A 26,106-nucleotide genomic window follows, 5' to 3' on the forward strand; every position below is an offset into this window, starting at 1 on the left:
TCGTACGTCTATGCTAGCGAGTTCAAAAGCAGAAGCGCAGATCCCCTTCTTTGCCCGACGCCGGGGGATTTGCGATAAGTATATCATGCAGAAACAGGTTGCGCGGGGGTGCGGGGGTGCGCAGGATAGCGCGGGGGTGCGCAGGATAGCGCGGGGGTGCGCAGGATAGCGCGGGGGTGCGCAGGATAGCGCGGGGGTGCGCAGGATAGCGCGGGGGTGCGCAGGATAGCGCGGGGGTGCACAGGATGACGCAGGGATCGGCGAAGCTTGATTGGATTTTGTCCAATCAAAAACCGGTGTTTTCGCCAAACACGTCATCTTCGTTGGATTTTGTCCAATCTGGCGAGGCTTTTTTCGCCTATTCACGCAAATTCCTAGTTCCCCATTGGATAAAATCCACTCTAGACTACGGTTTCCCCATTTTCCGCTCCCTTGACTGGACAAAATCCAACATAGGCTCCCTCCGCATCCCTCCGCTTGAGCGCCCTTCTCCTGCTCCCTACATTTTCCGCAAAACGATTCCGTAAGGTGAAGAACTGCTATTTCCGATAGGCGAACGAAAAATTCCGCACGCCCCTTCGGGAACATGCGGAATGTTGGTCGGCTTATTTATTTCGCCCAGGTCGCGAACGCTTCGGCCGGCGCCTTCGGCGTTTCGAAACGTTTGCCGACGAGCGGAGCCAACTGCTCCAGCTCTTTCAGCAAATTCGCGAATTGGTCGGGGAACAGCGATTGGACGCCGTCGCCGGTCGCGGAATTGTCCGGATCGGTATGCATTTCGATAATGAGGCCGTTGGCTCCGGCCGCTACCGACGCTTTCGTCATCGGTTCGACCAGTTCGCGGCGGCCCGTCGCATGGCTCGGGTCGGCGATGACCGGCAGGTGCGACAGCTGCTGGATGACCGGAATGGCCGCCAGGTCGAACGTGTTGCGGGTGTAAGACTCGAAGGTGCGGATGCCGCGCTCGCAAAGCATGACGTCGGGGTTCCCGCCGGCCAGAATGTACTCGGCCGCATTGAGCCATTCGTCGTACGTGGCGCTGAAGCCGCGCTTCAGCAGCACGGGCGTCCGAATCGTGCCCAGCTTCCGCAGCAGGTCGAAGTTTTGCATGTTCCGCGTGCCGACCTGCAAAATATCCGCATACTCGGCGCACACTTCGACCGTTTCCGGCGTCATCACTTCCGTGATGGTGAGCAGGCCGTGCTTTTCCCCGGCTTCCTTCATCCATTTAAGGCCTTCGACGCCGATGCCCTGGAAGCTGTAGGGACCCGTTCTCGGCTTGAACGCGCCGCCGCGGAGCACCTGTCCGCCGGAAGCCTTGACGAGGCGGGCGATTTCGTCGATTTGCTCGGGCGTCTCGACCGCGCAAGGTCCGCCCATGACGACCAGGTTGTCGCCGCCGATCTTCACGCCTTTGATCTCGATGATCGTGTCGTCCGGATGGAAGTCGCGGCTTGCCAGCTTGTAGGATTTCGAAATTTTTATGACATTTTCCACGCCCTTCATCGAGCGAAGATGCTCGGCCAGGTGCGGGTCGGCTTTGCCGATAATGCCGATGACGGTACGGTCCGTTCCGCGCGACACGTGCGCTTGCACGCCGCTCTTTTCAATCGTGCCGACGATTTCCGCAATTCGTTCTTCCGAAATGGTAGGGGAAGTAATAACGATCATTCAAGTCCACGCTCCCGAATAAAATATGCCCACTTGCTTCAACGCTTGTTTGCTTTGACGCTTATACGCTTTTAAGTGATAAAGCAAATATAGCCGAAAAAATGCCCCGTGTCAACGCCCAAAATGGAGGCGGCACGGGACATGGCATCGCATCGGCGTTTACACCGATTTCTCGCGAATCGTCGGCAACAGCTTCTTCATGTTGACCGTTCGCCGGATTTCCCACGTATCCGGGTTGTCGTGATCGTACTGCTCCAAATAAGCGATCACTTCCTTCGTAAGGGGCGTCGGCGTCGAAGCGCCGGAAGTGACCGAAACCCGGTTGACTCCTTCGAGCCATTCCCGCTTGATTTCGGTGACGTCCGCCACCCGGTAAGCAGGGACGCCGGCGATTTCTTCGGATACCTGGGCGAGCCGGTTGGAGTTGTTGCTGCGCGGGTCGCCGACTACGATGCACAGGTCCGCTTCCTTCGCCTGCGCCGCGACGGCCTCCTGCCGAACCTGGGTCGCGAGGCAAATCTCGTTATGGACTTCAGCGCCCGGATAGACCTCCAGCAGCTTCGAAATCAGATGCTTGATGTCCCATTGCGACATCGTCGTCTGGTTCGTCACGATAATCCGCTCCGAGGCCAAAACCAGGTTCCGGATGTCTTCCTCGCGCTCGATCAGGTGAACCCGGTCCGGCGCAATGCCGATCGCGCCTTCGGGCTCGGGATGGCCTTTCTTCCCGATGTAGATGACGTCGTAGCCTTCGGCGACTTTTTCCCGGATCAGATCGTGCGTCTTCGTGACGTCCGGACAAGTCGCGTCAACGGTCGTCAGTCCCTTCTCTTTCGCTTTGCGGCGGACCTCGGGCGAAACGCCGTGCGCGGTGAAAATGACCGTGCCGCTGTCGATTTTATCCAAAATGTCGAGCCGGTTGGCGCCGTCCAGCGTTATGATGCCTTCGTTCTCGAACGCTTCCGTCACATGCGTATTGTGAACGATCATGCCCAAAATATAAATGGGGCGCGGCAGGTCCCGGTTCTTCGCCGTTTGCAGCGCGAGCACCATGGCATCCACTACGCCGTAGCAATATCCTCGAGGGGAAATTTTAACGACTTCCATATTCAACGCCTGCTTTCCCGCCCTGATAGTAGGTTGACGTTCTCTCTAGCTTTCCTCCCTTTCCGGGAGTCGAGGGCGTTCCGTAGGCTCTATTATATCGTATTCCGCCGGCTCGGAAAAGTCGACGGGAAACCAGACGAAAAAGCGGCTGCCTTCGCCCAGCTTCGTCCGCACCTCAAGCGACGCGTTGTGCATGTCCGCTATCCATTTCGCAATGGAGAGGCCGAGTCCCGTGCCGGACGTCTTGCCCCGCGACTCGTCGGCCCGGTAAAACCGGTCGAAAATGTGCGGCACTTCCTCCTTGCTCATGCCGATTCCCGTATCCGCCACGACCAGCCCGACCCGGTCTTCCGAACGGACCGCCTCCAGCCGGACTTCGCCCGAAGGCGTGTACTTGAATCCGTTTTCGATAAAAATAAACAGCAGCTGCAGCAAATAGTCCCGGTTGCCCTTCACCCAGACGCCGTCAAGCGCCTCGAGCGGACCGACGATCCATTCGGCATTCCGCGGCAAAAACGCCGCGCGCCGAGCCGCTTCCTCGGCAAGAGGCCGCAGCGACAATCTTTCCATCGGAACGTCGGAGCCCGCGTCGGCTCTCGCCAGCGCCAGCAAATCGTTGACGAGCCGGCTCATCCGCCGCGCCTCGTCCGCGATATCGTGAATCGCCTCTTTCGATAGCTGTTCCCGCTCCTCCGTCGTCAGCGCCTGCGATTTCTCTCCGTGCGCGCCTTCCCACACTTTGGCGAGGAAATCGACGTTGCCGCGGATCGTCGTAAGCGGAGTGCGCAGCTCGTGAGACGCGTCCGACACGAACCGCCGTTGGGCGATGTTCGACTCCTCCAGCCCTTTGTAGGCCGTCTCCAGGCGCTCGAGCATATGGTTCAGCGTGCTGCGCAGCCGCCCGATCTCGTCCTGGCTGTCCCCCGGAATCCGGGTGCTGAGGTCGGATCCGCTCTGAATTCGCTCGGCGGCCGCCGTCACCTGCTCGATCGGCTGCAGCGCCTTGCGGGAAAGGAACATGCCGAGCATGAACGCCACCAGCAGCGCCGCGACCCCGGTCAGCACCAAAATCGTGCGCAGCAGCAGGAGCATGCTTTCTTCTTTACCGATATATCCGGCGACTTGCAGCAGGCCGACGATTTCGGTGCTGCCCGTTAATGTTATGGGCGTTTCAAAGACGTAAAACGGCGATCCGTCCATATGCACTTTCGTATACCTGCTCTTCGCGTCCTTCTTGGCCGGATAAGCCAGGTCCGTCCCGTAGGCGAAGCTTTTCCGGCTTACCGTTCCTTCCCGATCTTGAAGATAACTGACCACCTGAATGCCGATCATATTATAATCGAAATCTCTCGGAACGGAGATTCCCAAATCGAATCCGATCCCATTGCGGTTGGGGGATATATAGGGTTCGAGCGCCTTGGCTTCATCCTGAAGCCGGCCCTTCAATTCCTGCATCGTATTTAAACTCACCACGTAATACACCAGAAACCCGAACGCGATCATCGTCAAGGCCAGCAGCCCGGAAAACCATAATGTCAGGCGAAGTCGGATAGACATCGCTTAATTGTCTCCTTTCAGGACGTAGCCCGCCCCCCGGACCGTCTGGATGAGACGGCTTCCCCCGTGCTCCTCCAGCTTTTGCCGGAGCATGGCCACGTAAACCTCCAGCACGTTCGATTCGCCGCTGTAATCGTATCCCCATATGCGTTCCATAATTTGATCCCGGGACAGCACCCGCTTCGGATTTTGCATGAAAAAATGCAGCAAATCGAATTCCTTGGCGGTCAGCTCGATCCGCTTCTCTCCCCGGATGACCTCGCGGGAGTCGACATCGAGCAGCAGATCGGCAAATCGGAGGGAATGGTTCTCCTCCATCTGCTCGGGATTGCGCCGCAGCAGCGCGCGAACCCGAGCCGTCAGCTCCTCCAGGGCGAACGGCTTCACCAGGTAATCGTCCGCGCCCAGATCGAGCCCTTTTACCCGATCCTGCACGTCGTCCTTCGCCGTCAACATGAGCACCGGCGACTGGATGCCGGCCGCCCGCAAACGCCGGCACACTTCCCAGCCGTCCAGCAGCGGCATCATGACGTCGAGAATGACGAGATCGGCATGGCGGCCGATCAACACTCTGAGGCCTTCCTGGCCGTTGGGGGCGGTCGTCACTTCGTATCCCTCGAACGCGAGGCTTCGGCGCAAAAGGGACGTTATTTTTTCATCATCATCGATTACAACGATATGCGGTCTCATCGCGGACTCCTCTCGATACTCGCTTTCATGGCATTCTTTCTCTTTATCATAACCCGATTTTAAACGAAAAGGACAGCCCTGGTAGACTGCCCTTTTCGTACGATTGCCGCTTACTCTTCGGTTTGCTGCGATGCGTCGTACTCGTTTTTGTCGCCGATCGTGACCGTCAAATCGATTTCCTTGCCGCCCCGGATGACATTCAGCGTCACCTTGTCGCCGACGTTTTTGGCGCGGATCGCGTCGGTCAGTTCATCCGGCGTATTGTATTTCGTTCCGTCGATGCCGACAATGACGTCGTATTGGCGAAGGTCCCCGTTGTAGGCGGGCGTGTTGTACAGCACGTTGTAGACGAGCGATCCGTCCGTGCTGCTCAGGCCCAACTGGCGGGCCGTCGATTCGGTCAGCGCCTGCAAGTTCGCGCCGATATACGGAATCGGTTCCTTCGGAATTTCCGTGTTCGTCTTCAGGTTTTCCAGCACTTCGCTGATCGTGCTCGTCGGAATGGCGAAGCCGATGCCTTGCGCTTCCGAGCTGACGGCCGTATTGATGCCGATTACTTCGCCGTTCATGTTAATGAGCGGGCCGCCGGAGTTGCCGGGGTTGATCGAAGCGTCCGTTTGCAGCAGATGCTCGTAATTGCGGGTGCCGTTAGTGTCCTGGATGCTGATTTCGCGCTCGTTGGAGCTGAGAACTCCGACAGTGACGGTATGGTCGAAGCCATACGGGTTGCCGATGGCGACGACCCAATCGCCCATGTTGAGCGCGTTGGAATCGCCGAGCTTCAGCGTCGGGAAGTTGCTGCCTTCGATTTTCAGGACGGCCAGGTCGAGATCGTAGCTGGAGCCGAGCAATTCCGCCGTGAACGGCTCTTCGAACCCTTGCACGGTGACCTTGATTTCGGTCGCGCCTTCGATCACGTGCTCGTTCGTCAAAATATAACCGGTCGAATCGAAGAAGAAGCCGGAACCCGTTCCCGTTTGCTGCAGCGAATCGCTTCCCTGGCCGCCTTGGCTGTCCTGCTCATCCCCGAAAAACTGCCGGAAGAACGGATCGTCCATCCAGAAGTTATTGGAACCGGACCGGGACGATGCGTACGTTTCGATTTTGACGACGGCCGGGCTCGCTTGCTCGAAAATCGCCGAAATGTTGTCCGGCCGGGTCGTATCGGCAACGTTGCTGACCGTGCTTCCGCTCTGCGCCGACGGGGACGGACTGGAAGTCGTGCCGGTTGCGGCGGTCAACGCCTGATCGCCGCCGAACCAGTTGTAACGGTCTGCCGAAAACATCAGGCCGCCGACGACAAGCACGCCGACCATGAAGGAAGCGAAAATCGCCAGGAACGGGGAGCGGCGGCGCTTTTGCGGGGGCGCTTCCCAATTGCGGCCTCCCGAGACGGTAAACGGACGGTAATCCCGGGTCACGGGCACAAGCTCGGGCTTATCGCCTCCGTCTCCTCCGCCCGACTGCGACGACCCGGCGAAAGGACCGTACGTATTATATACGTTCGAGCTTGGCGAAGACGATTCGTTCGCATCGCGGTGATTCGGGCTTCCGTCGCTCGCTCCGTATCCGCTGTAGCCGTTATATTTGGTAGTTGCGGAGGACGTTCCGTAGCTCCCGGGCCTATGAGGCCGGAAAATCGTCTCCTCGTCGGAAGAAGCGGATTCCGCCGCCTTCGTTTCCCCTTGCGTTTCGTTCATCTTTTCGGACGCGTCGTCGCGGCCGTATCGGAATCCGAACAGATCGTCGTTTCTTTTGTTTTGGTCGTCCATAGGGTCATTCCTCCTGGAAGGCCGCCGCGGTCGCGTTCGCGGTTGCCATATCGTTCATGATTCTATATTCGGCTATTTACCTTAAAGCTATATTAAAACGAAATAAATGTGAATTAAATCTTCCATTCGCCCTTTATCGCCTATTCCCCCGAAAAAGTCAAATTCATTTTCATATCCGGTTCTCCCTTTCTCTCAATCATCGCTTACCGAGATGGGCGCCGGCTCCGATTCGATATCGCGGAAATTCTATCTTAACTCATCATGCGGAATAAAATCATCACGCACACATCGCAAAGTCGGACCGTCAAGCGGTTCTGCACATGCTTTTGTATGATACTTCATACAAAGAACCACTACAAACCGCTTTCACGGGGACATTTGTATGATTTTTCATACAAATTCTGCCCATCAAGCGGTTCTGCACACGCTTTTGTATGATATTTCATACAAAAAACCACTATAAACCGCTTTCTCGGGGATATTTGTATGATTTTTCATACAAACTCGGCCCGGCAGGCGGTTCTGTACACGCTTTTGTATGATATTTCGTACAAACCCGTCTGCGGGATCGTACCGGGCTAGCCGAGCACAAACGTTGCTAGAGGAACGAACGACCGGCAGCCGCGGGGCACCCGCGCTTTTCCGGCAAAAAACCGAAGCCCTCCGGGCAGCCGGAGGGTTGGCAAAACGTAAGGCCGGAGATCCGGCCGGTCGATGTTCGAATTCGCGCATGCAGCCCTGCGATCGTCATTCCCGAAGCAAATTGTTCGAATTCGCGCATGCAGCCCTGCGATCGTCATTCCCGAAGCAGTTGTTCGGCTTCGCTCAACCGCCCTCGCGCCGTTTCGATCCAGCGCGGTTCGATATCCGCATCGCTGTCCAGCGGGTCGGAAAATTGGTCGAACGTCGCCCCGAGCGTTCTCGGCTGGGCTTCCGGATCCAACCCTTCATTATAGACATGCTTCAGCACGTAAGGCTCCTCGAAGCGGATATCCGCCTTGATGTCGTCCGTTTCGCTGTCCAGGCTGCCTCTCGTGACGACGAAAGGCAAACGGAGATAAACCTTTTTCGCTTCGTCCAGCGCGCAATCGAACGATCCGCGCCGGTAATCCCAGTTCCCGCCAAGCGAAAAGCCCTTTTCGCCGAGCGCCCGTCTGGCCGAAGCGAATTCCCGCTCCCGGCCGGTCAAGGACGAAGAGATGGCATACATAGGGACATCCCCTTTTTATAGTATAGCCTATCCTCGTTCGTTCCGTTTTATCCCTTTTTGTGCCTTGGCCGGGATTGATTCTCTCCGCATCGCCCCGAGCCGGGTTCCGCCTTCATTGAGCCCAACCTTTGCGATGGGCGTAAATGGCCAGCTGGGTGCGATCCTCGACTTCGCATTTCATCAGCAGATTGCTGACATGGGTTTTGACCGTTTTGATGCTGATGTGCAGCTCGTCCGAGATCTCTTTGTTCGATTTTCCTTCGGCGATCAGCAGCAGCACTTCCCGCTCCCGTTCGGTCAGCCCTTCCCCGTCGCTCTCCACCGTTCGCTGCCTGAGTCCCCGGGTCAGCGCCTGGGACACTTCCCCGCTCATGACCGGCATGCTGCGGACCGCGCCTTGCATCGCATAGATCAGCTCGTCGGCGGAGACCGTTTTCAGCACGTAGCTTACGGCTCCGGCTTCGATCGCTTCCACGACTTTGTCGTCTTCGAGAAAGCTGGTTAAAATAATGATCCTCAAAGAGGGAGCAAGCTCGAGAAGCCGGCGCGTCGCTTCGACTCCGTCCATTTGCGGCATCATCAGGTCCATAAGCACCAGCTCCGGCATGCGTCCGTCGCAGCCTCCCTTGGCGATCAAGCCGACGGCTTCCGCGCCGCTTCCCGCCTCGCCGATCACCTCGAAACGGGAATCGAGCGAGAGGTAGGTTTTAAGGCCGGCACGGACCATCTCGTGATCGTCTACGATGAGCACCGAATAGCTTTTCGTTTCCCCTGTCATGTCGTTCCGTTCTCCTTTGTCTCTGTAGGCTCCGACGCCGACGTGTCAAAAATCGGAAACGAGACGCGGACGCAAGTGCCGTAGCCGGCCTTCGTCACGATTTCCGCCTCTCCTCCGAGCTTTTGGGCGCGCTCCCGCATCGTGGACAACCCGTGCGCTCCCGTTCTCACTTGTTCGTGCCGGAACCCGGCCCCGTCGTCTTCGACCGAAAGCGTCACCTGGTTGCCGGTTTTTCCGAGCAGAAGACGGACCTCCTGCGCATCCGCGTGCTTGACCACGTTCGCCATCGCTTCCTGGACGATCAAAAAAAGCTGGTGCTCGATCGCCTCCGGCAAACGCTCGACAAGCTGCACATCCAAAACGCCCTGAAGGCGATTTTGCCGGCAGTAGTCGGGAAACCAGCGCGACAGCGCGTCGGACAGCGTCTTCCCTTGCAATTCGAGCGGGCGCAGCTGGGCGATCAGCCCCCTCATTTGCCGCTGGGCCATCGCGGACATGTCGATCAACTGGCCCATGACGGAGCTTGCTTGCTCCGGGTTTTTCTCCAGCAGCTTGGGCAGCGAGGAAGCGGACATGTGCAAGGCGAACAGCTGCTGGCTGACCGTGTCGTGCAGGTCCCTTGCCAATCTCCGCCGCTCTTCCTGGACCGCCGCCTCCGCCTGAGCGCCCTCTTCCCGGACCTGCTGCTCGCCCAGCCGCTGCAGCAGCTTCAGCCGATCCTCCAGCTTGCCGAGCATGACGTTGAATTCGCCGTAAGCTTCGGAGAACGCATCTCCCGAGAGATCCGGCAGGCGAACCTGCCAATTGCCGGCGGAAGCCTGCTTCATCGCGAGCTGCAGCTGATCGATCCGCCGCTGCACCCTCATGCCGAGCATATAGGCGACGACGATCATCGCCGCGAGCAGCCCGGCCGCCCACCCGATCCATCGTTCGAAATCGGCCGCGCCCGCGCCGTTGCGGTTCAGCGTCAGGCAAACAAGCGCGAGCATCGCCGCTCCCGATACGACCGCGAACAATACCCATTCCCACTTGCTTCCGCGTCTCCATCGCATGTCCGCTCAGCCTACCTTCGAGACGCGAACATCGCCGATGAACGTGCTGACGACCAGCACGATTTGTTTGTCGTAATCTCCGAAACCGGGCGTCTCGACCGACATATGGTTAAAAAAGCCTTCGCGCTTCTGGTCGAGCAATTTAACGTCGCCGATCAAGCAGTTCGATTCGACCCTGACCGCGACGGACAAATCGTTCGGGACGAATATTTTAACGTCGCCGATGAACGTGGACACGTTGATTCTCGTTTCTCCGAACGGAATATGGGCTCGGGTCAAGTCGATTTTCGTGTCGCCGATAAACATCGAAATATTCATCGGCTTCAGCTCGAAATAGTCTTTTCCGATATGAAAATCCCCGATAAACCGGCTGTGATTTTGACCGAAGGGGCCTTGATTTCCGTGATGCCGGTGACCCTGGTAGGCATGGCCCTTCCACTTCGGGTCGGATCCCCACGGCTGCGAGGTTCCAAACTCGCCCGGATTGCGGCGTTCCTCCCGCGCTTCCGGATTGTCGCGACCGCCAAGCTCCTTGTCGTCGAACCGATCGTATTCCGGAGGAGCCGGCGGAGGCCCCATCATCGGGCCCGGGGGCGCCGGCGGAGGCGTCATGGGACCCGGAGCGGGCGGCGTCACCGGATTCCATGAGCCGGGATCGTCGCCGTGGCGATGCCGTTTTTTGGACTCGGATTTATTGCCGTTGAAAATAACGGAGATGCCGAACAAAATGAGCGCGACCGGACCGACGATGCGCACCATGTCGCCGAAATCCCAATCGAACCAATCCAGATTTTTCCCGAGGAAAAAGATCCCGAAAAAGATAATGATAAAATTCCACCAGTAGCCGCCGCCTTTCGCCTGCATCAGCAGGCCGTAAACGCCGACCAGAACGAGCAGCACCGGCCAGAATACGCCGAACAGCTCGCCGATATCCGCATCCACGACTCCCGTCTGGTCCAGCAAAAAAACGAAACCGATCCCGACCAGGATGATTCCCCAAAATAGGCGTTGGATCACCGATTGCTTCATTCCGTCTACCTCCATAGGCCTTTATCTGAAACGTCTCTTCTCCGTTCTCGCTATTTTATTATAGCGTCGGTGCCTCGCCTCCATAAGCTGCGCGGGTCGGAAATCGGACTCGGTCTCGGGACGGAGACAGCCCGCACCCGAAGGCAACGCCGGGACGCTGCGAAAAATGAAAACGGCAGCGAAGACCCGCCGTATCCGGAAGGTCTTCCGCTGCCGAATGAAGAATAAGAGCGATCAATTGCCGCGATCCGGCCCATGAGGAGTCGTGTATGTACTTCCGGGCTGTTCCCTGTCCTGGGCTTTGACTTTCGCTTTCCCGCGATGGATTCGGGCTTTGACGGTGCCGACGGGCACGTCCAGGGCCGCCGCGATCTCGTCGTCCTTGAAGCCGTAATAAAATTTGTAAAGAAGCAGCGTGCGCGTTGCGGGATCCAGCCGTCCCAACACGTCGGAAAGCTCCGCAAGCAATTCCGGACCGTTGTCGGAACGAGCGGCGGGCTCGTACTCCTCATAGCTGTCGGCCAGCCGTTCCGATCTTCGCGCCCGGTTGGCGTTGGACGCCAAATTCGAGGCGATCGTTTTCGCCCATGGAATGATCTTGCCGCTCTCCCGCAGAGTGTCAAGCTTTTCCAAAATTCGAACCCACGCTTCCTGGACGACGTCTCCCGCATCGTTCTTGTCGTACAGGCGGCTTCGAGCGGTTTTAAGCATTTGACGATACAGCTCCGCAAGCATTTCTTCTTCCATCCCGGCCTTGCCCGGCAATGATGAATCTCGCAGGAAGTTCGTCATATCGAGCGGTCACTCCTTGAGAGAATACGTCGTTTCCACTTATCCCCATTGTATCACATTCGCGTCCCGAGGAGAATATTTTACATGTTGCGACGACCCAAAAAACGACAATTTTCATCCGTTGACCGGAACGGCTCCCCGAATGCCGCCCCGTTTCGAACGGTCGGACCCGACGGCTTCCGCCCAGGCATCCAGCATCGCTTCCGTCACTTTGCCGCCGCCTCTGGCAATCACCTGAACGTCCACCGTCCGCTTGCCCCACTCCCGATAAACCTGGCGGGTCGACGGAAAGTAAAGATCGATTTTGTAGCCTTTGATGCGGGAACCGGTATCGGCGACGACTCCGTATCCGTAACCGGGAATATATAGAAGCGTTCCGAGCGGAAACAGCTTCGGGTCGGCGGCGATGGTGGACACGCTTCCCCTGCGGACTTTCACGCCGGAAAACGTAATGCCGTATTGCGGATGGCCGGGACGTTTTCCCGTCGACTCCTCGCCTGCCGTATATCCGGTCGCGATTACCCGTATCGTCGTCGGTCCGGCCCCCGCGGAGGCCGGACGCACGGCGTCGGGCTTCGGCTCCCGCCTTCCGGCATCGCCGGACGACGCGGGGAGCGGCGTTGCAAGCGCCGGTTCGTGGCGCTCCGCGGACGGCAAGCGGTCCGCAACTTTTCCCGCGGCTTGCCGGAAGGAAACGCCGGAATAGGCGAGCAGGACGAAACAGATCGCCAAGGCGGCCCCATTGCGGGCCCAACGTTTGATGAAAACAAAAAAGCTTGCTGGCATTCGGCTCACACCTCTAAGGGGTAGACTGCCCAATGCCGGCAAGCGTTATGCGATGATCCTCGCGCCGGGATCCCAAAAGCGCCGTCTAGTCGATCCGCTTGGCAGCGATCTCCCCGGCCGCGCGCGCGATAAAGTCCGCAACCGGCTGCGCCCCGAGGTCGCCTTCCCCGCGGCGCCGCACCGATACCGAGCCGCTGTCGGCCTCGCTTTGGCCGACGATCAGCATGTACGGCACTTTCTCCAATTGGCCCTCGCGGATTTTATAGCCAAGCTTCTCGTTGCGCAAGTCGGTTTCGGCCCGAATTCCGGCTTCCTGCAGCTTCTCCGCGGTTTCCCGGGCGTAATCGTTGAACGCCTGGCTGACCGGGATGATTTTGGCCTGAACCGGCGACAGCCAGAGCGGCAGCGCGCCGACGAAATTTTCCAGCAAAAAGGCGGTCATGCGCTCCATCGTGCTGATAATGCCGCGGTGAATGACGACCGGGCGGTGCTTTTTGCCGTCTTCGCCGACGTATTCGAGCTGGAAGCGCTCCGGCAGCAGCACGTCGATTTGCGCGGTCGACAGCGTTTCTTCCTTGCCGGTCGCGGTTTTGATCTGCACGTCCAGCTTCGGTCCGTAGAAGGCCGCTTCCCCTTCCGCCTCGAAAAACGGCAGGTTCATCTCTTCCACGACTTCGCGAAGCATGCGCTGCGTCGTTTCCCACATCTCGTCGTCCGGCCAGTATTTCTCGGTGTCCTTCGGATCGCGGTACGACAGGCGGAACCGGTAATCCTTGATGCCGAAATCCTCGTAAACGCGCTTGATCAGGTCGACGACGCGAGCGAACTCGTCCTTGATCTGATCCATGCGGCAAAAAATGTGAGCGTCGTTCAGTGTCATCGCGCGCACGCGGTGCAAACCCGTCAGCGCTCCCGACATCTCGTAGCGATGCATCGTCCCGAGCTCGGCGATCCGGATCGGAAGGTCGCGGTAGCTGCGCATGTCGCTCTTGTACACCATCATATGGTGCGGACAGTTCATCGGCCGAAGCACCAGCTCCTCGTTGTCCAGCTCCATCGGCGGGAACATGTCCTCCTGGTAGTGGCCCCAGTGGCCCGACGTTTTGTACAGCTCCACGTTGGCCAGCACCGGCGTATAAACGTGCTGGTAGCCAAGCTTTTCTTCCAGATCGACGATGTAGCGCTCCAGCGTTCTCCGCACCTTGGCTCCGTTTGGCAGCCACAAGGGCAGGCCCTGCCCGACTTGCGGGGAAAACGCGAACATTTTCAATTCCTTGCCGAGTTTGCGGTGATCCCGCTTTTTCGCTTCTTCCAGGAAGTGCAAATGCTCATCCAGTTGGCTTTTCTTGGCGAAAGCCGTTCCGTAAATCCGCTGCAGCATCTTGTTTTTGCTGTCGCCGCGCCAGTAGGCGCCGGCCACGCTGAGCAGCTTGAACGACTTGATGCGTCCTGTCGACGGCAGGTGAGGCCCGCGGCAAAGGTCGAAAAATTCGCCCTGATCGTAAATCGTAATGACCGAATCGGCCGGCAATCCCTCGATCAGCTCCAGCTTGAGCGGATCTTCGAGCTCCTTGTAGATCGCGACCGCTTCGTCGCGCGACACGACGCGGCGGACGATCGGCAAATCTTCCTTGACGATCTTTTCCATTTCGCGCTCGATCTTTTCGAGATCCTCGGGCGTGATCGATTGGTCCATGTCGATATCGTAATAAAAGCCGTCCTCGATGACCGGGCCGATGCCCAGCTTCACGGCTTTATTGCCGTAGAGGCGCTTGATCGCCTGGGCCATCAGATGCGCCGTGCTGTGGCGCATCACCTCGACGCCGTCCGCGGAGTCGAGCGTCACGATTTCGATCGTCGCCTGATCTTCCAATTGCGTCTTGAGATCGACGGTTTTTCCGTTGATTTTGCCGGCGGCGGCATTTTTTCGAAGTCCCGCGCTGATCGAGGCGGCAACGTCGTCGATCGTCGATCCTTCCGCGTATTCCCGGACGGCGCCGTCCGGCAGCTTGATTTGTACAGCCATAAAACGTGTCCTCCTTCAAATTTGACACCTTGACGCGCCTTATCCCCGAGAAAGGGCCGCAAACGACAAAAAGCGCCCGTCCCGATAGGGACGAGCGCGTTGTCAGCTCGTGGTTCCACCCTTGTTCAACCGATGCCGTCCGCAGGGGAAGCTTCGGTTCTCAGGCATGATTAACGGTCATGACCCGGCAGCGCATACTTGCCGTCGTTACGTGTTCCGCGCTGCGGCTCGAAAGGGGTCGATGTCAGCCGGTTGCGGAAGGAACTTTCAGCCATCGGTTCCTCTCTCTGGGCCGTCCGTTTCGGACATCGGTGTCTTTCTCATCGCCGATATGATGTGGCTTGCGAATCGCGCAAGGCTGTTGAACGGAATTATACAACCGGCAAGCCTTCCGCGTCAAGTGAGATGTTCCGGGCACAAGGCGGCCCGTTCGCCGAATATGCCCATCAGCGTCCGGATGACCTGCGCTTCCGGGTCGTCGGTATGAATGTAAAGCCGCCGGGGAGAAGCGGCGAGCAGACGGCTGACCAGCATGCTCTCCTCCTCGTCCCCGTCGCCCGATTCCGCGAGGTCGCTTCCTTCCGCGCCATTTCCCTCCGCGTCCCTCTCCAGGGGCCGCAAGCGATCGTCAAGCAGCTTGAAGGCATGTCCTCCGCCATGAAGAACGTGAACTTCGGCCATCTTTACCTCCTGCCATTCCACCATCGTTTGCAGAAGCGACACGAACTCCTGGTATTGCCTTTCCATGAGCCGATCTTCCAGCGCCGTCTCGGCCGCTTCCTTCACCTCCTCCCGGTACTCGCGAAGACGGAAGCGAATAAATCCGTCCAAATTCAAATAGTCATTTTCCTTCAAATAGGCGGCGTAATGCTGACCCAGCCTGCGAATTCGGCGTTCCCGCCCTCTCCCGTTCTCCCGGACGTCCGGTTCCGGCTCGCCATCCAGCAGCGCGATCGTTTCGGCCACGATCAAGTCGATTTCGAAACCATTGCGCAAACCTTGGCCCGTTTCCAAAAAGCGCCGAAGCATTTTCAATTCCCGTTCTTCCACCGTGTACTCCGCCAAAACCTGACCTGTTCGGGAGCAAAACTCGTCCCGCCCCTGCCCGATCTTCAAGCAGCAGCGGATATTTCCGCCCTCTTCGACCGCCCACGGCCCTTCCCCGTCATTTCCGCTCAATCCGGCAAAAGAGCGGTTCAACATCGTCGCCAGTTCGTGCGAAGCCGATTTGCCTGCCGCAATCGTCCAGCTGTCCATTCTCATCATCTCCGCCTCCCGCGATCCCATTATCCTAACTATATGGTGGCCGAATTGGGGATATACGATCGGCGATCGGGTATGGTATATTTTATAAAATGACAACGCGAATGGAATTTTGTTGGGTTCGACAAAACGTGAGGTATCGAAATGATCGGTTCGGAAGAATTGAAAAATTATCGCGCCAAATGGAACCGTCGGCTGCTTAATTGCCTATGGTTCCTTTTTGCGATGGCCGTCGCGATCGAGCTGTTTTATCTGATCGCCCAACCGGACGGCGGGATGACGCCATCGTCAATGGCCCGGCATCTCCGATACGGTTCGCTGAATTTGGCAGCCGTCTTCGCAGCCGAAGCGGCCGTTCGTTTTTTTCCCAAGATTCATGAATACGTTATCGTAGCCGTTTCCGCAACTTTGGCCGTAAGCGTCGCGGTGCTGCACGTCGACGCCCAATTTTTGCTTCTTGCCCTTTTCTTCCCGGTGTTGGTCAGCGTTTTTTACTTTCGAGTCGGCCTGTCGCTTTTCGGTTTCGGCCTTGCGGTAGGCTCTTTCATTGCTCTGGCCTGTATCCATCCCGAAATCCAAAAGTCCGTCACGTTGGATGAAATCATCGGAATTTCGGCCATTCTCTGCATATACAGCGCCGTCGGCATCGGCGTGCTGCTGCGCGGCCGCGATCTGTACCGCAAACTCGCCAAAGCTTACGATGCCCAGCAGCAGCTGCTCGTCCGTTCGATCGTCATGGACAAGCGCGCCAAAACCGACGCCCTGACCGACACTTACAATCACGGGGCGTTCCAGGAGTATTTCTCCAGGCTGACCGAACAAAGCGACTCGGGAAATTTGCGTCTTCACTTGGCGCTAGTGGACATCGACAATTTCAAGCAAGTGAACGATACGTTCGGCCACAGCGCCGGCGACGACGTGCTTCGAGCGATTTCCGGCACGGTCAAATCCTTGATCGGCCCCAACGATATCGCGGCCCGTTACGGCGGAGAGGAGCTGGCCGTGCTCATCACCGAGCGGTCCATTCTGGAAGCGTACGAGCTGATGGAGAACATCCGGGGCGCGGCGGCCGAAATGAAGCATCCGGAGTTGAACGGCCAAGCGGCGACCGTAAGCATCGGCATCGCTTCCCATGCTGCCGGGATGAGCAAGGAGGCTTTTTTCCGCAAAGCGGACGAAGCCTTGTACGAAGCGAAGCGATCGGGAAAAAACCGGACGGTGATGGCGAAAGCCAGAACGTGAGGGAACGGATAAAATCCAGCGAAGGCTATCGGCGTTTGCACGGGGAGAGCACCGGATAGCGGGACCGCTTGATCCTGCACCTTGGAAACAGCAAAAAAGCCTTCCCAGCCGGCTGATTCGCAGGGACGGGAAGGCTTCGCTCAAGCCGAGGGAATTCAATTTTGCATGACGAAGTCTTTCGTCGCGTGTTCGTTCTCTTCGTATACCTTCAAGATTTCATACTGCGTGTTCCGCTGCGCCGGAATTTTGCCGGCTTCGCGGATGATCCGCAGACAGGCTTCGATATTGACTTTGTGCGTCGTTCCGGCCGCGGACACGACGTTCTCCTCCATCATCGTGCTGCCGAAGTCGTTCGCGCCGTACGTAAGCGACAGCTTGCCGATTTCCGGCCCCATCGTCACCCAGGACGATTGGAAATTCGGGATGTTGTCCAGCGCGATCCGGCTGATCGCGAGCGTCTTCAAGTATTCTTCGGGCGTCGCTTTCTCCCGCTTCATGTTCGTGTTGTCCGGCTGGAACGTCCACGGGATAAACGCGAGGAACCCTTTCGACGGATAGCCGTTGTTCACGCATTCGTCCTGCGCGTCGCGGATGCGAAGCAAATGCAGCGCCCGCTCCTCCATCGATTCCCCGAAGCCGATGACCATCGTGCCCGTTGTCGTCATTCCGACCTTGTGCGCGGCGGTCATCACGTCCATCCAGTCGCGCCAGCTGCCTTTCAGGCGGCTGATCTTCTTCCGGGTGCGGTCGTCCAAAATTTCCGCTCCCCCGCCCGGCAGCGAGTCAAGCCCGGCTTCGTGAATTTGGCGCACGACTTCGTCCAGCGAGAGGCCGTTCGACACTTCTTTCATTTTGTGGATTTCCGCAGGCGAGAACGAGTGCATCGTAATTTGCGGGAATCTCGCTTTGATCTTGCGGAGAAGATCGAGATAGTAAGTAAACGGCAAGTTCGGGTTCGTTCCGCCCTGCATCAAAATTTCGGTGCCGCCGACGTCGACGGTTTCCTGGATTTTTTGCAGGATCGCTTCGTCCGGCAGAACGTAGCCTTCCTTCGAGCCCGGAGCGCGGTAAAACGCACAAAACCGGCAATAAACGTCGCAAATATTCGTATAGTTGACGTTCCGGCCGACGACGAACGTCGTGATCGGTTCGGGATGGTGCTTCAGCATGATCTGGTTGGCCGCGTGCCCCATTTTCTCGATTTCATCCGATTCGAACAGCGCGATAACGTCATCGAGCTGCAGTCGTTCCCCGCTTGCGGCCCGTTTCAAAATGGGATCTATCGTACTCATTTCGGTTTCTCCTCCCTCTTGCGCTTCTCTCTGGCCGAAAAAACGTTAACCGATTAACTCGTCTTGTTCATCGTAGCACAAATAAACCGCAGCAGCCACCACTTTCTAAAAGTAAGGGGCGGCGCCGCGGCTTGATAAACGCAATTATTCCGTCGATTCTAGAGCTTGCTGCAAATCCGCGATCAGGTCGTCCGCGTCTTCGAGACCGACCGAGTACCGCACGAGCCCGTCCGTAATTCCCCGGGCCAGCCGGACCTCCTTCGGCATCGCCGCATGGGACATCATCGCCGGGTAAGACAAAATGCTTTCGACCGCGCCGAGGCTGACCGCGACGAGCGGCAAGCGAACGCGCCCCAGCAGCCGGCGGGCCCGTTCTCCGTCGCCAACGTCAAACGACACGACGGCGCCGTACCCGAGCGATTGACGCTCGTGAACCTCGCGGCCCGGATGGCCTTCAAGTCCCGGGTAGTACACGCGCCCGACGGCCGGATGGGCTTGCAGCCACCGGGCCAGCTTGGCCGCCCCGCGCTCGCTCTCCGCCATCCGCACCCGCAGCGTCTTCATCCCCCGCATCAGCAGCCAGCTTTCCTGGGCGCCCAGGACGGTGCCCAGCCCGTTTTGCAGCTGCTTGACGCGGCGGCCGAGCGACTCGTCTCTCGTGACGATCAACCCGGCCAGCACGTCGCTGTGCCCGCCCAAAAATTTGGTCGCGCTGTGGATGACGACGTCAACCCCGAGCTCGATCGGACGCTGATGATAAGGCGTCATGAACGTGTTGTCGAGCATCGACAGCAGTCCGTTCTCTTTGGCCCAACCGGCGACTTCGGCGATGTCGGTAATTTTCAGCGTCGGGTTGGACGGCGTCTCGATGAACACCGCTTTCGTGTTCGGCCGGAGCGCCGCCTTAACCTGCTCGAAGTCGGTCATGTCGACGAACGTCGAGTCGATTTGCAGACGGTTCAGCACGGTCGTCAGCAATCGGTAGGTGCCGCCGTAAACGTCCTCCGTCACAATGACGTGGTCGCCCGCGGACAGCAGCAGAAAGGCCGTCGAGATGGCGGCCATCCCGGACGCGAACGCGAAGCCGTTCGCGCCTCCTTCGAGCAGGGCGATATATTCCTCGAGCGCTTCCCGCGTCGGATTGCCCGAGCGGCTGTAATCGTGCTTCGGAGGGTTGTCCAAATCGAAATGATGAAAGGTCGAAGCCTGGAAAATCGGAACGCTGGACGCCCCCGTCGTTTCGTCGATCTCCTTGCCGAAATGAATCAGCTTGGTCGCAAAGCGCGTCTCGTTCCGTTCGAAGTCGGATTCGGATTGTCTGCTCATGTTCGCGTTACTCCTTTCCGATTTCGCGAAGCGCCTCGCCGATCGCGTTGTCCAGGTCGGCGATGAGATCGTCGATATGCTCGATGCCGACCGAGAAGCGCAGCAGCCGATCGTCGACGCCGACCTTGCGGCGGATTTCCTCCGGAATGTCCGCGTGCGTCTGAACCGCCGGATAGGTGAGCAGCGATTCGACGCCGCCCAGGCTTTCCGCGAAGGCGATCAGCTTCAAATGGCGCAAAATCGGCTCGACCGTTCTCGCGTCCTTCATCCGGAACGAGAAAATGCCGGTATTGCCCGATGCCTGGCGCTTCTGGATCTCATGGCCGGGATGGTGGGGCAGCGCCGGATGGTACACTTCCTCGACGGCCGGATGCTCCTTCAGCCATTGCGCGAGCCGGACGGAATTGGATTCGTGCCGCTCCATCCGCAGCGCCAGCGTCTTCATTCCTCTCATCAGCAGCCACGAATCCTGCGGGCCGAGCACGGCGCCGATCGAATTGTGCAAAAACGCCATCTGCTCCGACAGCTCCTTGCCCTTGGTGACGATCAGGCCCGCCAGCACGTCGTTATGCCCGCCCAAATATTTGGTGGCGCTGTGGATGACGATATCGGCGCCGAGCTCGATCGGGCGCTGCAAATACGGCGTCAGCAGCGTGTTGTCGACGATCGTCAGCATGCCCTTGCGCTTGGCCCATGCGGATACCTTCGCAAGATCGGTGATCATCATGAGCGGATTCGTCGGCGTTTCGATGAGCACCGCCTTGGTCGCGGGCGTCCAATGAGCTTCCAGCGCGTCCATGTCGTCGGTGTCGACGTAAGAGGCGGAGACGCCGAAGCGGGACATGATTTTTTCCAGCAAGCGGTAGGTGCCGCCGTACAAATCGAGCGACACAATCAATTGGTCGCCCTGCCCGAACAAGGCGAAAATCGTTTGCAGCGCAGCCATTCCCGAGCTGCAGGCGAAGCCTGCATCGCCGCTTTCCAAATCGGCCGCGGCGGCCTCAAGCACCGATCTCGTCGGGCTTTTCGTGCGGGAATAGTCGAACCCGGTGCTCTGTCCGAGCTTCGGGTGGCGGAAAGCGGTAGCGTTGTAGATCGGATAGCTTACCGCCCCGGTCTGGGGGTCGTTTTGGGAACCGATTTGGGCCAAGCGGCTTTCAATGTTCATGAATGGTGGCTGCTCCTTCGCGCTATATTTAGATTCCTGCTCCGAGATCGTAAGGCGTTTCCTGGTAGACATAATAGTTCAGCCAATTGGAAAACAGCAGGTTCGCGTGCGCCCGCCACGTCGACAGCGGCAACCGGGACGGGTCGTTGTTCGGAAAATAATTTTGCGGCACGTCGATCCGCAGCCCCTTCGCCTTGTCGCGGTCGTACTCCCACTTCAGCGTCAGCGGGTCGTACTCCGAATGGCCGGTCACGAAAATTTGCCTGCCGTTTTCCGTGGCGGCGATGTATACGCCCGAATCTTCGGATTCGGACAGGATCTCGAGGCCCGGCACCTTCTCGATATCCTCGCGCCGCACCTCGGTATGGCGCGATTGCGGCACGTAAAACATCTCGTCGAACCCTCTGAGCAAGCGGACGTTGCGTTTGGCGATCGTGTGCGGGAACACGCCGAACAGCTTTTGCGGCAAATCGTGCTTCGGTACGCCGAAATGGTGATAAAGCCCCGCTTGCGCCGCCCAGCAAATGTGGAACGTCGAGGTTACGTTGCGGGCGCTCCAGTCCATAATGTCCTTCAGCTCTTCCCAGTACGTGACGTCCTCGAACGGAAGCTGCTCGACGGGAGCCCCGGTAATGATCATGCCGTCATACCGCTGATGGCTGATATCGTCGAACGTTTTGTAAAATGTTTCCAAATGCTCCGCCGACGTGTTTTTGGACGTATGGGTTTTCGGGTGAAGCAGGACGACCTCTACCTGCAGCGGCGTATTGCCGATCAGCCGCAGCAGCTGCGTTTCGGTCGTCTCCTTGGTCGGCATCAAATTCAGGATCGCGATTCGCAGCGGCCGAATATCCTGCTTGTAGGCTACGCTCTCATCCATGACGAATATATTCTCTCCGGCGAGAATTTCCTTGGCCGGCAAATGGTCGGGCACTTTAATCGGCATAGCTGTCAGCCTCCTTTGTCGTCGTTTGTGCATCATCGAACAGAAGAAAGGCCCTTTCCGGAGAAAGGGCCGTCGTCGGTAAAGGACCGTGCGCCTCTCTCATCTGTCAGAAACGCCGCGTCCGCGTCCGTTTCCGCAAGAATTAGCACCGTGCGTCGTCGACGCCGGTTGCCGGGCTTCATAGGGCTAGTCCCTCCGCCTGCTCTTGATAAGATGGCAAAACCTATTCGGTTGTAATCAAACTAATCCTAATTTACCCGAAAACGATACCATCGTCAAGCCGAATTCATCATCGGTCAGTGTCAAGCTAGCGTGGGCAGTCATTTAAGATGCCTGGAACGCGAACCCCGAAGGAACCTCTTCCTTGTAAGCGCTTTGCTTCGTTCTTTCATCAAACACAAGTGATTTGTCAGAATTTTTTGCCGTTATCCGCGAAGTGCTTTGAGTGCCATACCCGTTGTGCTGCTTTGCTTCGGTCCTTGCAGCATGCGAATCATTCCAGCGATACAACCCTTGACCGGTTGCGTCACGTTCTTGAGCAATTGCCGCATGTTTATCGACTGCTGCGGCGTTGCCTGCTTACTCGCTTGTCCTTCAACCGTTCTTACCACCGTGCCCGCTTCTTGAATCCTCATCATCGTCCTCAGCATCGCCCTGACGCCTCGCTCACTCCAACTGTACCCGCCACGCTTCGTCCGCTTGGCGAATATACGCATCTGCGATTCCGCGCTTCCCATCGGGCGCATACCGCTTGTGTCGATCCCCTTCGCCTGGAGTGTTTTTCGGTAGTCGTCCAAATGCTTCTCATGCCGCTTTAGAAATCTTTTATACGGCTTCCAATCCTTCCGGTTCTCTTCCGCTATCTCTTGCTCCGACACGCCTTCCAGGACCGCCATAAGCGCGGCTGCATCCTGTTTGGCCAAAGACCGTCTCACGGTCTCCCACACCTGCGGCAAATGACCAACAAAGCGTTTCAAATCACGCGCCACATGAAAGCGGTCCAGCATGTACAGACATTGGTGAAAGTAGGATGTACATTCCCCGATCCACGCCGCGCCGTCTCCGTTCACCACAAGCCACGTGTTCTCGTCGATTTCGTAACGCTCCACCAGAAAGTCCCCGAACCCTTCCCAGAAGTCGCCGCCGCTCGTATGCAGGTAATGCTGTTTGTTCTTCAGCTGTACCCGCTTGCCGTTCTTCTCCCAGCCTTCGTGTACGACTGCAATTGCGTTCTCCATCCCGCGCTTTTTGCTCCGCTGCAGCTTCGTGTACAGCCCATCCACTTCCACGAACAGCACGCGGGCAGCGCGCCGTTTCACCGCTGGCATCGGCTGTTGCGCACGCTCCATCAGTTTTTCCCTGATCGCTTGGTGGCTCAGCACATTGTAGCCCAAAAGCTGCTCCAGCCTCTTTGCGCTGTCCCGGTACGACGGTCCTTGGCTTGCGAATGCGATTGCTGTCTCTTCCAAATGCGGACTGACTTTCCCGCGCCCTTCGAATTGCAACAGCTGATCCAGCAGATACACGTGTTTGCCGCTTCTACGGTCACAGTACAATCTCCGCTTAAAGCGCACATTCCCGAACACTGTGTTGACGCTTGTTTCACGCTCGTCCTTTACTCGATAACGCTCTCGGTCCCGTTGCTCCAGGATCTGCTGATCCAGCGCCTCCAGTACCTGCTTCATCGCACGAGCGAATTCCTCCTGCATTTTCCGGAAAATCCATTGCTCAATCTCTTTCATCGTCGGCATTGTTGTGGTAAAGTGGCTCACAGGAGCTTCCTCCTTCTTGGTGTGTTGTGCGCAAACATCACTTTACCAAGGGAGAAGCTCTTTTTCTATATCCGCTTTTTCCAATTCCTACACCCACAGAGATTTTACACTATCTCATCATCGGCATCGTTTGCCGCCCGTCCGCAAATGTTTCTTGAAAGGGGCTTTGCGGGAGATTATACTTAGGACGGATTGCAGGCTTTATTTCGACACTTTTCGAAGGGGGGAGTCGGCCGTGGAAGGCGATCAGCCGGGACCCAGTAGCATTCGTTCGTCAACCCGCACAGAGCAGGACCGCAAGCCGTCGCGAAGGTTCCGCCGCCCGATTTCGCCGCGGCCGGCCCTTCCTTCTTTTGAACGATCGGCATTACGGCCTCCTGCATGATTTTCATGCAAAGGAGCGGATACCGATGAAAATCCGATTGGTAAACAAAGGCGTCTTTACGCCGGTGGAAGACGTACGCGCGGCGCTGACCCCGCCGGAGGACGGCTTTTACTGGATCGACGCGAACATCGAAGACCTTGTCGACCTTCAGCCGCTGTTCGGGCTGCACGATCTGGCCGTGGAGGACTGCATGACCGAGGAAGAGCAGCGGCCCAAGCTGGAGGTTTACGAAAATCATTATTTCATCGTCATCAACAGCATACGTTTCGACGACGAGGAAATTTTCCTCCGGGCGCTCAACATGTTTCTCGGACGGCACTATCTCATCACCGTAACGCGGCAAAAAATCAACGAGCTTCGTTCGATCAAGCCGATTCTGTGGGAGCAGGAAGTCAACAAGGCCGACCGGCTGCTTTATCATCTCGTCGACATCGTCGTAGACAATTACTTTCTCGTCGGCGACCGGATCGAAGCCCGCATCGACAGTCTCGAAGAGGACATTCTGATGCACTCGAAGAAATCGCACCTGACCGAAATCGTCGGTCTGCGAAGCGAAATTTTATGGCTGAAAAAGGTGCTCGGACCGCAGCGCGACGTCATCGGAGCGCTGAACAAGCGCGATCTCCGGCTCATCGACGACGAGCTGCAGAAGTATTTCGTGGACATTCACGAAAACGCGATTAAAATTTACGAAACGTTCGAGACGTACCGCGATTTGATGGGGAACTTGCGAGAAGCCTACCAGTCGAGCATCAACACGAGGGCCAACGAAATCATGCGCGTTTTTACCGCTCTTACGACGATCTTCATGCCGCTGACCTTCATTACGGGCGTTTACGGGATGAATTTCGATTATATTCCGGGCATGCACGAGGAATACGGCTCGATCGTTTTGCTCGTCATCATGGTTTTGATCGGGTTCGGCATGTTTTATTATTTTCGAAAAAGAGATTGGCTGTAACGGCGCAAACGGACCCCGGGCTTCCCGCCTCAGAAGCGGAAGCGCCGGGGTCCGCCGTTATCGTCTAGACCGCTTGCGCGCCCCGGCGATAACGGATCCGGACGAAGCGAACCTTTTCGTAGCAGCGTTCGGCTTCCCCGCCGCCTTCTTCCGTGACGCCGTAAATCCGCTTGACGAGCGGCTTCAAAAAGCGATCGCCCAAATCCTTCATCGCCTTGAGCGCGCCGTCGATTTCCGTCTGGGGCATGCCGGCCAGCTCCTTATCGACCAGCATCGACACGTCGTAGCCTTCCTCGTCCAGCTTCTCGATCCGCTCGATCAGCTGCCTTCGCGGCACATTCAACTCCCGCTCCAGCTCGTCCAACGTGTGCCCCTGGCGAATGCCGGCCAGCAGCTTGCGCTTTTCCCGGACGAGCGACAGACTTTTCCCGTATTTCTCCTCCTTCTGGCGGAACGTCCACTCGCTCCACGTGTTCAAATCGATTTTCCGCTCGACCCAATTCAGCGGAAACGAATGCTCCCGCGGCAGCGGCTTCAGCAATTCGAGCAGCTCCGATCCGTAGCGCTCGGTCTTTCTCGGGCCGAATCCCGGAATTTGCCCAAGCTCCTCCATCGTCCGCGGCACGTAAACGGCCAGCATTTGCAATTCGCGATTCGTCGCCACCAAGTAAGCCGCCCGGCGCTCTTCGGCCGACTTGGCGCGTCTCCACTGGCGCAGCGGCTCCAGCTCCTTCTCCCTGTCATTCAAATCGGCGTAGCAAGCCAGCAGCCCCGGCAACGCGGGCGTGCGCTCCCAATAAGGAGCATCCTCCAGCATGCTGTCCAGCAGCGGGCGAAATCCGTCCTTCATCCGCTTGGCGATTCCGTACCGGAACGAGGCCAGCAGCTCTTCCCAGCTCGCGCCTTCATACCAAAGCTCCCGTTCCGCCGTCTCCGCGTCCCGGAGCTCCTGCCATCCGGCCGTCCACATTCCCTGCTCTTCGCCGATAAACACTTGCCCCCGCTCGACGTCCGACAGTCCGGCCGTCCGTTCAAACCGATTCAGAAATACGACTTCCATTCGAGATTCCTCCTTGCCCGCTTCCGCGGCATATTGGCATGTTCCGGCACGAACGCCATGCGGAGACACAAAAAGCACCTCCCGCCGCATGGACGAAAGAGGTGCTTCCTCTCGAATGCCTGAACTATGTATGGCTATTATACTGAATATGGATCGAATTGGCAAGTTAACTTTTTTTGTCCGCCGCTGCCCCGTCCTGTCACAGGTTCTCCTTTTGCCGC

Annotated in this window: 21 protein-coding genes and 1 riboswitch; of the genes, 2 read left to right on the forward strand and 19 right to left on the reverse strand. The window is 57.8% G+C overall.

All coding sequences use genetic code 11. The features are described from left to right. Positions 1–609: 609 nt before the first annotated feature. The 13 genes from aroF to JW799_RS00630 form a co-directional block, all read right to left on the reverse strand. A complete protein-coding gene (gene aroF, locus JW799_RS00570; protein WP_080836711.1) occupies positions 610–1,671 on the reverse strand; it encodes a 3-deoxy-7-phosphoheptulonate synthase in 1,062 nt (353 codons plus the stop codon). A 159-nt stretch (positions 1,672–1,830) separates the two neighbouring features. After that, positions 1,831–2,778: a 4-hydroxy-3-methylbut-2-enyl diphosphate reductase gene (locus JW799_RS00575; protein WP_205428219.1), complete on the reverse strand. Its 948-nt coding sequence runs from the start codon at positions 2,776–2,778 to the stop codon at positions 1,831–1,833. 45 nt (positions 2,779–2,823) lie between these two features. Next, positions 2,824–4,335, reverse strand: a complete 1,512-nt coding sequence (locus tag JW799_RS00580; RefSeq protein ID WP_205428220.1) for a sensor histidine kinase — start codon at positions 4,333–4,335, stop codon at positions 2,824–2,826. A 3-nt stretch (positions 4,336–4,338) separates the two neighbouring features. Then, complete coding sequence (locus tag JW799_RS00585; protein ID WP_080836704.1) at positions 4,339–5,025, reverse strand: response regulator transcription factor; 687 nt, start codon at positions 5,023–5,025, stop codon at positions 4,339–4,341. Positions 5,026–5,135: 110 nt separating this feature from the next. Next, positions 5,136–6,797, reverse strand: coding sequence for a S1C family serine protease (locus JW799_RS00590; protein WP_205428221.1), 1,662 nt, complete (start codon positions 6,795–6,797; stop codon positions 5,136–5,138). Between the two features lie 796 nt (positions 6,798–7,593). Further along, on the reverse strand, positions 7,594–8,007 hold the full coding sequence (locus tag JW799_RS00595; RefSeq protein ID WP_205428222.1) for a YugN family protein: 414 nt from the start codon (positions 8,005–8,007) through the stop codon (positions 7,594–7,596). 112 nt (positions 8,008–8,119) lie between these two features. Then, positions 8,120–8,785: a response regulator gene (locus tag JW799_RS00600; RefSeq protein WP_080836698.1), complete on the reverse strand. Its 666-nt coding sequence runs from the start codon at positions 8,783–8,785 to the stop codon at positions 8,120–8,122. Further along, positions 8,782–9,837, reverse strand: coding sequence for a sensor histidine kinase (locus JW799_RS00605; protein ID WP_080836696.1), 1,056 nt, complete (start codon positions 9,835–9,837; stop codon positions 8,782–8,784). The genes JW799_RS00600 and JW799_RS00605 overlap by 4 nt, the downstream gene beginning before the upstream one ends. 6 nt (positions 9,838–9,843) lie before the next feature. Then, positions 9,844–10,866 (reverse strand): cell wall-active antibiotics response protein LiaF, encoded by a 1,023-nt coding sequence (gene liaF, locus JW799_RS00610; RefSeq protein WP_205428224.1) that lies wholly within the window; start codon positions 10,864–10,866, stop codon positions 9,844–9,846. A 234-nt stretch (positions 10,867–11,100) separates the two neighbouring features. Then, entirely contained in the window at positions 11,101–11,658 is a 558-nt protein-coding gene (locus tag JW799_RS00615; RefSeq protein WP_080836692.1) for an RNA polymerase sigma factor, read from the reverse strand. A gap of 114 nt (positions 11,659–11,772) precedes the next feature. Then, the gene (locus tag JW799_RS00620; protein WP_205428226.1) at positions 11,773–12,444 is read right to left on the reverse strand and encodes a 3D domain-containing protein; all 672 of its coding nucleotides are present in this window, start codon (positions 12,442–12,444) and stop codon (positions 11,773–11,775) included. Positions 12,445–12,529: 85 nt separating this feature from the next. Further along, entirely contained in the window at positions 12,530–14,470 is a 1,941-nt protein-coding gene (thrS, locus tag JW799_RS00625) for a threonine--tRNA ligase (RefSeq protein ID WP_205428228.1), read from the reverse strand. 396 nt (positions 14,471–14,866) lie between these two features. Beyond that, positions 14,867–15,733, reverse strand: coding sequence for a putative sporulation protein YtxC (locus JW799_RS00630; protein WP_176220794.1), 867 nt, complete (start codon positions 15,731–15,733; stop codon positions 14,867–14,869). Positions 15,734–15,877: 144 nt separating this feature from the next. Here JW799_RS00630 and JW799_RS00635 point away from each other — a divergent pair, with 144 nt between their 5' ends. Then, the gene (locus JW799_RS00635) at positions 15,878–16,975 is read left to right on the forward strand and encodes a GGDEF domain-containing protein (protein WP_080836685.1); all 1,098 of its coding nucleotides are present in this window, start codon (positions 15,878–15,880) and stop codon (positions 16,973–16,975) included. A 155-nt stretch (positions 16,976–17,130) separates the two neighbouring features. On the opposite strand, the gene mqnC is transcribed toward JW799_RS00635, so the two are convergent. From mqnC to JW799_RS00660, 5 genes are all read right to left on the reverse strand, one after another. After that, on the reverse strand, positions 17,131–18,267 hold the full coding sequence (gene mqnC / locus JW799_RS00640) for a cyclic dehypoxanthinyl futalosine synthase (protein WP_080836683.1): 1,137 nt from the start codon (positions 18,265–18,267) through the stop codon (positions 17,131–17,133). A 144-nt stretch (positions 18,268–18,411) separates the two neighbouring features. Then, positions 18,412–19,593: a trans-sulfuration enzyme family protein gene (locus JW799_RS00645; RefSeq protein ID WP_080836681.1), complete on the reverse strand. Its 1,182-nt coding sequence runs from the start codon at positions 19,591–19,593 to the stop codon at positions 18,412–18,414. 7 nt (positions 19,594–19,600) lie between these two features. Beyond that, on the reverse strand, positions 19,601–20,761 hold the full coding sequence (locus JW799_RS00650; protein WP_205428238.1) for a PLP-dependent transferase: 1,161 nt from the start codon (positions 20,759–20,761) through the stop codon (positions 19,601–19,603). A gap of 28 nt (positions 20,762–20,789) precedes the next feature. After that, positions 20,790–21,707: a homoserine O-acetyltransferase MetA gene (gene metA, locus JW799_RS00655; RefSeq protein ID WP_080836675.1), complete on the reverse strand. Its 918-nt coding sequence runs from the start codon at positions 21,705–21,707 to the stop codon at positions 20,790–20,792. 96 nt (positions 21,708–21,803) lie between these two features. Further along, a riboswitch (SAM riboswitch) is annotated at positions 21,804–21,922 on the reverse strand. 210 nt (positions 21,923–22,132) lie between these two features. Then, positions 22,133–23,479 carry an ISLre2-like element ISTco1 family transposase gene (locus JW799_RS00660; protein WP_080836672.1) on the reverse strand — a complete coding sequence of 449 codons (1,347 nt, stop codon included), beginning with the start codon at positions 23,477–23,479 and terminating at the stop codon, positions 22,133–22,135. A 410-nt stretch (positions 23,480–23,889) separates the two neighbouring features. On the opposite strand from JW799_RS00660, the gene corA reads away from it, so the two are divergent. Then, complete coding sequence (corA, locus tag JW799_RS00665) at positions 23,890–24,825, forward strand: magnesium/cobalt transporter CorA (RefSeq protein WP_080836670.1); 936 nt, start codon at positions 23,890–23,892, stop codon at positions 24,823–24,825. A 64-nt stretch (positions 24,826–24,889) separates the two neighbouring features. On the opposite strand, the gene JW799_RS00670 is transcribed toward corA, so the two are convergent. Next, the gene (locus JW799_RS00670) at positions 24,890–25,885 is read right to left on the reverse strand and encodes an HRDC domain-containing protein (protein WP_205428239.1); all 996 of its coding nucleotides are present in this window, start codon (positions 25,883–25,885) and stop codon (positions 24,890–24,892) included. Between the last annotated feature and the right edge of the window lie 221 nt (positions 25,886–26,106).

Source organism: Cohnella algarum, assembly GCF_016937515.1.
Lineage (GTDB): Bacteria > Bacillota > Bacilli > Paenibacillales > Paenibacillaceae > Cohnella > Cohnella algarum.